The organism is Mycobacterium sp., assembly GCF_035697385.1.
GTDB lineage: Bacteria > Actinomycetota > Actinomycetes > Mycobacteriales > Mycobacteriaceae > Mycobacterium.
On the sequence record NZ_DASSCY010000289.1, the window covers coordinates 1 to 10620 of the forward strand.

At 66.4% G+C, this 10620-nt stretch carries 9 protein-coding genes and 1 pseudogene; 6 read left to right on the forward strand and 4 right to left on the reverse strand.

Annotation, left to right across the window (positions count from 1 at the left end):
* From VFH65_RS24785 to VFH65_RS24800, 4 genes are all read right to left on the reverse strand, one after another.
* Positions 1-625 (reverse strand): biotin carboxylase N-terminal domain-containing protein (locus VFH65_RS24785; protein WP_353325120.1); only part of this gene is annotated, 625 nt, incomplete at its 3' end.
* Positions 626-632: 7 nt separating this feature from the next.
* A complete protein-coding gene (locus VFH65_RS24790) occupies positions 633-2258 on the reverse strand; it encodes an acyl-CoA carboxylase subunit beta (RefSeq protein WP_353325122.1) in 1626 nt (541 codons plus the stop codon).
* Positions 2255-3415 carry an acyl-CoA dehydrogenase family protein gene (locus tag VFH65_RS24795; protein WP_353325124.1) on the reverse strand — a complete coding sequence of 387 codons (1161 nt, stop codon included), beginning with the start codon at positions 3413-3415 and terminating at the stop codon, positions 2255-2257. Before VFH65_RS24795 ends, VFH65_RS24790 begins: the two co-directional genes overlap by 4 nt.
* The gene (locus VFH65_RS24800; protein WP_353325131.1) at positions 3412-5127 is read right to left on the reverse strand and encodes an acyclic terpene utilization AtuA family protein; all 1716 of its coding nucleotides are present in this window, start codon (positions 5125-5127) and stop codon (positions 3412-3414) included. Before VFH65_RS24800 ends, VFH65_RS24795 begins: the two co-directional genes overlap by 4 nt.
* 186 nt (positions 5128-5313) lie before the next feature.
* On the opposite strand from VFH65_RS24800, the gene rpmF reads away from it, so the two are divergent.
* The 6 genes and pseudogenes from rpmF to VFH65_RS24830 form a co-directional block, all read left to right on the forward strand.
* Entirely contained in the window at positions 5314-5487 is a 174-nt protein-coding gene (gene rpmF, locus VFH65_RS24805) for a 50S ribosomal protein L32 (protein ID WP_353325126.1), read from the forward strand.
* Between the two features lie 57 nt (positions 5488-5544).
* Positions 5545-6231 carry a response regulator transcription factor gene (locus tag VFH65_RS24810; protein ID WP_353325127.1) on the forward strand — a complete coding sequence of 229 codons (687 nt, stop codon included), beginning with the start codon at positions 5545-5547 and terminating at the stop codon, positions 6229-6231.
* A gap of 14 nt (positions 6232-6245) precedes the next feature.
* Positions 6246-7727 (forward strand): HAMP domain-containing sensor histidine kinase, encoded by a 1482-nt coding sequence (locus tag VFH65_RS24815; RefSeq protein ID WP_353325132.1) that lies wholly within the window; start codon positions 6246-6248, stop codon positions 7725-7727.
* A 144-nt stretch (positions 7728-7871) separates the two neighbouring features.
* Positions 7872-9212: a S1C family serine protease gene (locus tag VFH65_RS24820; protein ID WP_353325129.1), complete on the forward strand. Its 1341-nt coding sequence runs from the start codon at positions 7872-7874 to the stop codon at positions 9210-9212.
* 23 nt (positions 9213-9235) lie between these two features.
* On the forward strand, positions 9236-9778 hold the full coding sequence (locus VFH65_RS24825; protein WP_353325134.1) for a MogA/MoaB family molybdenum cofactor biosynthesis protein: 543 nt from the start codon (positions 9236-9238) through the stop codon (positions 9776-9778).
* 704 nt (positions 9779-10482) lie between these two features.
* A pseudogene (locus VFH65_RS24830) lies at positions 10483-10620 on the forward strand (porin); the annotation flags it as partial.

The following is a 10620-nucleotide window of genomic DNA, read 5'->3' on the forward strand; positions in this document are numbered from 1 at the left end:
CGGTGCCGTGCGTGTCGGCGAGCACCTGCACTTCGACGTGGTGGCCGGTGGCCAGATAGCGTTCGCAGAACACGGTCGGATCACCGAACGCCGAGGTGGCTTCCCTGCAAGCCGCCTCCACTTGTGCTGGCAGTTCGGACAATTCGCGTACGACTCGCATGCCTCGGCCGCCGCCACCGGCCGACGCCTTGATCAGCACCGGCAGCTGGTCGGCCGTAACGGTCTCGGGGTCAAGCTCGTCGAGCACCGGCACACCAGCGGCTGCCATTATCTTCTTGGCCTCGATCTTGGATCCCATCGCCGCCACGGCGGCGACCGGCGGCCCGATCCAGGTGAGGCCGGCGTCCTGGACGGCGGCGGCGAATTCGGCGTTCTCCGAGAGGAATCCGTAGCCGGGATGAATCGCGTCGGCACTCGCTGCGCGAGCGGCTGCGATGAGTTGCCTGCCGTCGAGGTAGCCCGTGGTGCCTGCCAGGCGCACAGCCGCGTCGGCCTCGGCGACGTGCGGGGATGCCGCATCGGGATCGGTGTAGACCGCGACCGTGCCGATACCGAGCCGACGGCAGGTGGCGAACACCCGCCGGGCGATCTCACCGCGGTTGGCGACCAAGACTCGCGTGATCATGTGCGCCTCACATCCTGAAGACGCCAAAGTTCGACGTCCCCTTGATCGGGCCATTGGCGATGGCGGACAGACACATTCCCAACACGGTGCGGGTGTCGCGCGGATCGATCACCCCGTCGTCATAGAGCCGGCCGGACAGGAACATCGGCAGCGACTCGGCCTCGATCTGCGCCTCGACAGCCGCCCGCAGCGCGGCGTCCGCGTCCTCGTCGACGGCCTGTCCGCGGGCCGCTGCCGCGGCGCGGCTGACGATCGACAGCACGCCGGCCAACTGAGTGCCGCCCATCACCGCGGATTTTGCGCTGGGCCAGGCGAACAGGAAGCGCGGGTCATACGCGCGACCACACATACCGTAGTGCCCGGCGCCGTAGGAGGCGCCGATCAGCAGCGAGATGTGCGGGACGGTCGAATTCGACACGGCGTTGATCATCATCGAGCCGTGCTTGATCATCCCGCCTTCCTCGTAGGCCTTGCCGACCATGTAGCCGGTCGTGTTGTGCAGGAACAGCAATGGCGTGTCGGCGCGGTTGGCGAGCTGGATGAACTGGGTGGCCTTCTGCGACTCCTCGGAGAACAGCACGCCGCGGTGGTTGGCCAGGATGCCGATCGAATATCCGTACAGCGTCGCCCATCCGGTGACCAGCGACGAGCCGTACATCGCCTTGAACTCGTCGAACTCCGAGCCGTCGACAATCCTGGCGATCACCTCCCGCGGATCGAAGGGCACCCGCAGATCGGGAGGGACGATACCGAGCAGTTCCTCCGCGTCGAACAGCGGTTCGGTGACCGTGCCGGGGGCCGGGCCCTGTTTACGCCAGTTCAACCTCGCCACGATGCGGCGGCCTATCCGAATCGCATCGAGTTCGTCGACTGCGAAATAGTCCGCGAGACCCGAAGTGCGGGCGTGCATCTCGGCGCCGCCGAGTGACTCATCGTCGGACTCCTCGCCGGTGGCCATCTTCACCAGCGGCGGCCCGGCAAGAAACACCTTCGAGCGTTCCTTGATCATCACGACGTGATCGGACATGCCGGGGATGTAGGCACCGCCCGCGGTGGAGTTGCCGAACACCAGCGCGATGGTCGGGATGCCTGCCGCCGAGAGTCGGGTCAGGTCCCGGAACATCTGGCCGCCGGGGATGAAGATCTCTTTTTGCGTCGGCAGGTCTGCGCCTCCCGACTCGACCAGCGAGATCACCGGCAACCGGTTCTCGAAAGCAATCTGGTTGGCGCGCAGCACCTTCTTGAGCGTCCACGGATTGCTGGTGCCGCCCTTGACAGTCGGGTCGTTGGCGACCAGCATGCATTCCACTCCGCTGACCGCGCCGATGCCGACGACCGCGCTGGCGCCGACCGCGAAGTCGGTGCCCCACGCGGCGAGCGGGCTCAGTTCCAGAAACGGTGAGTCCGGGTCCACGAGCATCTCGATGCGTTCACGCGCGGTCAGCTTGCCGCGGGCGTGGTGGCGTTCGACGTATTTCGATCCGCCGCCGCCGAGCGCCTTGGCGTGTTCGGCGTCGAGTTCGGCGAGTTTCGTCGTCATCACCGACGCCGCCTCCACATAGGCAGGAGACGCGGGGTCAAGGGTGGATCGCAGCGATGAGCCGCTTGCACGAAGAGCATCGGGCAATGTCATGACTGGAATCCAAGTGTCTTGGCCGCAAGCGCGGTGAGGATTTCGGTTGTTCCGCCGCCGATTCCGAGGATGCGCATGTCGCGGTATTGACGTTCGACCTCTGATTCGGTCATGTAGCCCATTCCGCCGAACAGCTGCACCGCCTGGTTGGCGACCCACTCGCCGGCTTCCACTGCGGTGTTCTTCGCGAAGCACACCTCGGTGATCAGATTGTTTTCGCCCGCGAGCTGTCGCTCGACCAGATGATGCGTGTAGACCCGCGCCACGTCGATGCGGCGGGCCATCTCGGCCAGCGTGTTCTGCACCTGCTGGCGGGAGATCAGCGGCTTGCCGAACGTCTCGCGGTTGCGGCACCACTCGACCGTCAGATCCAGGCAGCGTTGCGCGCTGGAATACGCCTGCGCGGCCAGGCCGACACGTTCGGAGACGAATGCTCCCGCGATCTGGATGAAGCCGGTGTTCTCGCCGCCGATCAGATTCTCCGCTGGAACCCGCACATCGGTATAGGACAGCTCGGCGGTGTCCGACGAGCGCCAGCCCATCTTGTCCAGCTTGCGGCTGACTTGCAGACCAGGGGAGCAGCCGGGTCCGTCTTTCTCCACGACGATCAGCGAAACCCCCGCTGCGCCAGGTCCTCCGGTGCGCGCCGCGGTCACCACGTAGTCGGCGCGCACGCCGGAGGTGATGTAGGTCTTAGCGCCGTTGATGATGTAGTGGTCGCCGTCGCGGACGGCCCGCGTGGTGAGATGCCCGACGTCCGACCCGCCGCCTGGTTCGGTGATGGCCAGCGATCCGATCTTGTCGCCGCGCAGGGTGGGCCGCACGTATGTGTCGATCAACCGCTCGTCACCCGATGCGATCATGTGCGGAACCGAGATGCCGCAGGTGAACAGCGACGCGAACACGCCGCCAGGTGATCCCGCGTAATGCATCTCCTCGCAGATGATCACCGAGTCCGCACCGTCACCGCCGCCACCACCGACGGCCTCGGGAAGGCCGGCGCCAAGCAGCCCGGCCTCGCCGGCCTTGCGATGCAGCTCGCGAGGCAGCTCGCCGCTGCGTTCCCACTCGTCGACATGTGGAAGCACTTCACGTTCTGCGAACGCGCGCACCGTCTTTCGGAGCTGCTCGCGCTCGGGGGTATGCCAGATGCTCATAGGATGCTTTCAGGTATGTCGACATGCCGGCTGCGCAGCCACTCGCCCAGCCCCTTGGCCTGAGGATCGAAGCGGGCCTGATACGCGACGCCCTGCCCGAGGATGCCGTCGATGACGAAGTTCACCGCCCGCAGGTTGGGCAGCACATGCCGGGTCACGGCGAGATCGGCTGTCTCAGGAAGCAATTCGCGTAGCTTCTCGACGGTCAGGGTGTGTGCGAGCCAGCGCCACTGTTGGTCGGTGCGTACCCACAGCCCGACGTTCGCGCTGCCACCCTTGTCGCCACTGCGGGCACCGGCGATCATGCCGAGAGGCACACGCCGTGTCTCACCGAACGGCAACGGCTCGGGCAGCGCGAAGGGTGCAACGGGCGCCAATTCGAAAGTCTCGGCGGCCGGGGCGATGTCGACGCGTGTGCCGTCGGCATGCACCGCCACATGCGGTACCTCGGCCGTGGGCACGAATCCAGGCGTGAACACCCCGTACACCTGGCCGTCGCCCGGTGGCGTCGTGCTGGTGAATCCGGGATAGCTGGCAAGCGCGAGTTCGACTGCAGCCGAGGAGAATTGGCGACCGACGTTGGCAGGGTCGGGGTCACGGACCACGCAGCGCAGCAGCGCGCTGGCGGCCTCCTCGGTGTCGGCGTCGGGATGATCGGTGCGGGCCAGCGTCCACTCCATATCGGCGGGCTTGACGGTCAGGCCGGTCTCCAGCTGCCGCCGCACCAGGTCGGCCTTGGCCTCGATGTCCAGGCCCGTCAGCACCAACGTCATCTCGTTGCGGAAGCCGCCGATGCTGTTGAGCGACACCTTGAGGGTCGGCGGCGGCGGCTCGCCCTTGACGCCGCTGATCCGCACCCGGTCAGGACCGTCGTCAGATAGCTCGATGGTGTCGACTCGCAGCGTGACATCGGGATTCGCGTAGCGCGCGCCGCTGATCTCGTACAGCAGCTGCGCAGTGACCGTGCCGACGCTGACGGCGCCGCCGGTGCCCGGGTGCTTGGTGATCACCGACGAGCCGTCGGCGTATACCTCTGCCAATGGAAAGCCGGGACGCGTCATATCGGCGATCTCGCCGAAGAACGCGTAGTTACCGCCGGTGGCCTGTGCGCCGCATTCGATGACATGGCCCGCGGCTACCGCCCCCGCCAGCGCGTGGTAGTCGGTGCGCGCCCACCCGAAGTGCGCGGCGGCGGAGCCGACGACCACCGAGGCGTCAGTGACGCGGCCGGTGACCACCACGTCGGCACCGGCATCGAGGCAGTCGACGATGCCCCACGCGCCGAGGTAGGCGTTGGCCGCCAGGATCGATCCGAACCCGAGCTCCTCGGCGCGGGCCACCAGGTCGTCACCCTCGACATGCGCGACGTTGGCCGACAGCCCGAGCCGGTCGGCCAGCGCGCGCACCGCGGCGGCCAGACCCGCGGGATTCAGCCCGCCGGCATTCGTGACGATCCTCACGCCGCGGTCGAGCGCCGTGCCCAGGCAGTCCTCGAGTTGCTTGAGAAACGTCTTGGCATAGCCGCGCTCGGGCGACTTCGCGCGGTCGCGGGCCAGGATCAGCATGGTCAGCTCGGCGAGATAGTCGCCGGTGAGGTAGTCCAGGTCACCGCCGGTCAGCATCTCGCGCATCGCCGACAGCCGGTCGCCGTAGAAGCCCGAGCAGTTGCCGATGCGGACAGCAGGTGGCACGTGCACTCCCGTCGTCGTCATCATCGACCCAACCAACCGGTAGGTTAGCCTGCTCGACGCGCCGAGATTGCACGTAGGGTCGTGAAGCGGCGTCTACAACGACCCTGGCTGCAATTTCGGCGCTGGGACTTCGCCAGTTATCCTTATTTCTAATTGTCGCCGCCGTCCGTGTCCCCCGCGGCAACATCCGAGAAGGAGAGCTCGATCATGGCTGTGCCCAAGCGCAGGATGTCGCGCGCGAATACCCGTAGCCGGCGCGCGCAGTGGAAGGCCAAGCGCCCCGAACTCGTCGGCGTGACCGTCGCCGGCCAGCAGCACAAAGTGCCGCGTCGCCTGCTCAAGGCCGCGCGTCTGGGCCTGATCGACCTCGACAAACGCTAAGGCGAAACCCGGCGCGCCTCTCAGGTCACTCTCAGACAGGGGGTTGACACTGTGGCTGTGCGCATACTTGTCGTTGATGACGATCGCGCGGTGCGCGAATCTCTGCGCCGGTCGCTTTCCTTCAACGGTTACGCGGTCGAGCTGGCGCAGGACGGCCTCGAAGCCCTGGATCTGATCGCCACCGACCGGCCCGATGCCCTGGTGCTCGACGTGATGATGCCGCGGCTGGACGGCCTCGAGGTGTGCCGACAGCTCCGCAGCACCGGAGACGATCTGCCCATCCTCGTGCTGACCGCGCGCGACTCGGTATCCGAACGTGTTGCCGGACTGGACGCAGGCGCCGACGACTATCTGCCGAAGCCGTTCGCCCTCGAGGAATTGCTCGCGCGGATGCGGGCGTTGCTGCGCCGCACCACCCCCGACGACGGCTCAGAGACGCCCGCGATGACGTTCTCCGACCTGTCGCTTGATCCGGTCACCCGCGAGGTCACCCGAGGCCAACGGTCGATCAGCCTGACCCGCACCGAGTTCTCGCTTTTGGAGATGCTGATCGCCAACCCGCGGCGAGTGCTCACCCGCAGCCGGATCCTCGAGGAAGTCTGGGGATTCGACTTTCCCACCTCCGGAAACGCTCTCGAAGTGTATGTCGGCTACTTGCGCCGCAAGACAGAGGCGGAAGGAGAGCCGCGGCTGATCCACACCGTGCGTGGCGTGGGTTATGTGCTGCGCGAGACACCGCCCTGATGTCTGCCCAGAAAATGGGATTCCGCCCACAGACCAACGGCCTAACGACCACTAGCTCCTTGTCTCTGCGGTGGCGCGTGATGCTGCTGGCCATGTCGATGGTGGCGATGGTCGTGGTGCTGATGGCCGTCGCCGTGTACGCGGTGGTCTCCCGCGCGCTCTACGACGACATCGACAACCAACTCAAGAGTCGCGCCCAATTGCTGATCGACAGCGGCTCACTGGCCGCCGACCCGGGCAAGGCAATCGAGGGCACCGCCTACTCCGACGTGAACGCGATGCTGGTGAATCCCGGGCGCTCCATTTACACCGCCAATCAACAGGGCCAGACGCTGCCGCTCGGCGAGCCCGAAAAGGCCGTGGTGCGAGGCGAGTGGCTGATGTCGCTGCGTACCGCCAACCACCAGCGGGTGCTGGCCCGCCACCTCACCAACGGCAGCTCACTGCTGATTTCGAAGAGCCTCGCGCCGACCAGCAAGGTGCTCAAACGGTTGGGCACCGTGCTGCTCATCGTCGGCGGACTCGGGGTGGTGATCGCGGCCATGGCCGGCGGCGCGGTCGCCCGTGCCGGCCTGCGACCGGTGGCCAGATTGACCGAGGCCGCCGAACGGGTGGCGCGCACCGACGATCTGCGGCCCATCCCGGTGTTCGGCAGCGACGAACTCGCCCGTCTCACCGAGGCTTTCAACATGATGCTGCGGGCGCTGGCCGAATCGCGTGAGCGTCAGGCGCGTCTTGTCACCGACGCCGGCCACGAGTTGCGAACGCCGCTGACATCGTTGCGCACCAATGTCGAACTGTTGATGGCGTCGATGGCGCCGGGCGCACCGCCGCTGCCCGAGGACGAGATGGCGGGTCTGCGTGCAGATGTGATCGCTCAGATCGAGGAATTGTCAACGCTGGTAGGCGATTTGGTGGACCTGACTCGCGACGAGGCCGGCGGCGTTATTCACGAACCGGTCGACATGTCCGAGGTCATAGACCGTTGTCTCGAGCGAGCTCGTCGGCGCCGCAACGACATTGAGTTCGACGTTTCGGTCGCGCCGTGGCAGGTCTTCGGCGACAGCGGGGGACTGGAGCGCGCGGTGCTCAATCTGTTGGACAACGCCGCCAAATGGAGTCCGACCGGCGGGCAGGTCGGTGTCCGGCTGACGCAGATCGACCCGTTGCACGCCGAACTCGTCGTATCCGACCGCGGCCCGGGCATACCGCCACACGAACGGCCCCTGGTTTTCGAGCGGTTCTACCGGTCTACATCGGCGCGCGCCATGCCGGGTTCCGGGCTCGGCCTGGCGATCGTCAAACAAGTTGCGGTCAAACACGGTGGCGCGCTGAGGGTCGAGGACACCGTCGTCGGCGGACAGCCGCCGGGCACGTCGATTCGTCTGACACTGCCCGGTCGGCCCATGCCCAATATCGTCGACGAACGGTTCAGAAATCCGCGACACGGCTCCGCCGAGGTGGACGGGTCCGTCCAAGGCACCGACAATGGCTGATCGGGGGCGGAGGTCATAGGGGAGGAATCTGGGGATGTCCCGAAGGTTCTCTAAGTGGATTCTCAGCCCAAATGGGCACCCTGGGCTTGCATCCGTCGTTGTTCGGAATGTCAGGACCTACTCCAGGAAGAGCACTGCAGCGACATGACAAATCACCCGAGGTACTCGCCGCCGCCCCAGCAGCCGGGCGGTCGGCCAGGCGCCCACGACCATGGCGCGCCCGGATACCCCGGTCCGCAACGGCCCGGCCCGTACCAGCAGCAGCCGTACGACTGGCGCTACGCGACGCAGCAGACTCAGCAGCATTCACAACCGTTCAGGGCATACGACCCCTACCGCGGCGCCCCGCAACCCGCGCCTGGCCAGCCGTCGGTGCGGCCCCAAAAGCGTTCGCGCGCAGGAGCTTTGACCGCCGGAGCGTTGGCCATTGCGATGGTCTCCGCAGGCATCGGCGGTGGAGTCGCGCTGCTGGTGCAGCCGGACCGCCCGGCCGCCACGTCGGGCATCGGCGGTGTGGCGCCCAGCGTGCCCGCGGCCAGCGTGCCTGCCGGCTCGATCGAGCAGGTCGCGGCCAAGGTGGTGCCCAGCGTGGTCAAGCTCGAGGTCGACATGGGCCGGGCATCCGAGGAAGGTTCCGGAGTCATTCTGTCGTCCGACGGCCTGATCTTGACCAACAATCATGTGGTGTCCGCCGCCAAAGAAGGGGGCGGCGGGCCCGCCAGCCAGACCAAGGTGACCTTCGCCGACGGCAACACCGCGCCGTTCACGGTCGTCGGCACCGACCCCAGCAGCGACATCGCGGTGGTGCGAGCCGACGGTGTGTCCGGGCTGACGCCCATCGCAGTGGGCTCCTCGGCGAATCTGCGGGTGGGCCAGGACGTGGTGGCGATCGGTTCTCCGCTAGGACTGGAAGGCACTGTGACCACCGGCATCATCAGCGCACTGAACCGGCCGGTGGCCGCCGGCGGCGACGCGCAGAACCAGAACACGGTGCTCGACGCCATCCAGACCGACGCCGCGATCAACCCGGGCAACTCGGGCGGTGCGCTGGTCAACATGAACGGTGAACTGGTCGGGGTCAATTCGGCCATTGCCACGCTCGGCGGTGACGCCGGACCGCAGGCGCAGAGTGGTTCGATCGGGCTGGGCTTCGCGATCCCGGTCGACCAGGCAAAGCGCATCGCCGATGAGCTGATCCAGAACGGCACTGCCTCGCATGCCTCGCTGGGTGTCCAGGTCGGCAACGACACGGCCATCGACGGCGCGAAGATCGTCGAGGTCACCGGCGGCGGTCCGGCCGCCGCGGCGGGCCTACCGAGCGGCGTGGTGGTCACTAAGGTCGACGACCGGGTGATCGGCAGCGCCGACGCGCTGGTGGCCGCTGTCAGGTCAAAGGCGCCAGGTGACAAGGTGACGCTGACGTACCTGGATCCCTCGGGCAAGCCGCAGACCGTGGAGGTCACCCTCGGCAAGGCGCAGCAGTGATCTCCGCGCCGGGCGGGACCACGCTGAGAGTGGCCGCGCCGCTGTCCGTTCCCAGATATACGGTTGGGATCATGGAACAGCCAGGGGAGTTGGTGGGCCGCGCGCTCGTCGTCGTTGTCGATGACCGCACCGCACACGGCGAGGAGGACCACAGCGGTCCGTTGGTCACCGAGCTGCTCGGTGAGGCGGGGTTCGTCGTCGACGGCGTCGTCGTCGTTTCTGCCGACGAGGTGGAGATCCGCAACGCGTTGAACACAGCGGTGATCGGCGGAGTGGACTTGGTGGTGTCAGTGGGCGGCACAGGTGTCACGCCGCGCGACGTGACGCCCGAGGCCACCCGCGACATCCTCGATCGCGAACTTCTGGGCATCTCCGAGGCACTGCGGGCTTCCGGGCTGTCAGCCGGAATCATCGACGCGGGCGTGTCGCGTGGCCTGGCCGGGATCTCGGGCAGCACCCTCGTGGTTAACCTCGCCGGCTCCCGGGCGGCGGTGCGCGACGGCATGGCCACGCTCAGCCCGCTGGCCGTCCAGGTGATCAGCCAGCTATCCAGCTTGGAGATCTAAGCGATTCGGCTTGGTGGGCTTACCGCGATACGACGCAGATCGAGCGCCGTATCGCTGCCGCGCGCCCGCAGCGCAAACGCCACGCTTACTCGTGTGTTACGCGAAGGTGAACGGCAATCTATGGCCAGATGTGATCTTCGTCACACGGGATGTCCGCTGTGACGGATCGTCCAAAGCGCAGTCGCGATGCAGTTAACAAGATCTTCGGGGAATCCTTGCCCCCGATATCTTCGGACGAGCGCGAAGTTTCTTCGCCCGACGACGATGCCGATCACGAGAAGTGGTTGCGGGACAACATTCCGCCTCACCATGATTGACCTGTGTTTTCGCGCTGAACGCTGAAAACGCCTGGGCGTCTGTCGGAGTCAGTGCCTGTGACCGGTGTGCGCGGTGAACGCGCCGATGTTGCCTTGACGTACCGTCCTGGCTTGCCCGGCGCTCGCTATCGAATCCACACCTGGCAGATTCAGCAAACTCCGGATTCTGGGCGCCGCGACTTTCGATAGGCATCCCCACGCGTTGCCGCTCCGATGCCTCCCCGTTATGTTCCTCGTGTCAACGATGAGCGAAGCGTAAGAGCAGCATGTGAGGTCTCTCATTTGTCTCACATGAGGTTCACGCGTCGTGTGTGGTGTAGCAGTTGGGCCAGGCACGAACAACACACGGAGATCCGCCGGGTCTCCGTCGACATAGCTAGGGAGAACATGAAGGCAATCAGTCGGGTGCTGATCGCGTTGGTTGCGGCCATCGCGGCGCTCTTTACGAGCACGGGCACCTCTCACGCAGGCCTGGACAACGAACTGAGTCTGGTTGATGGCCAGGATCGGACCCTGACGGTTCAG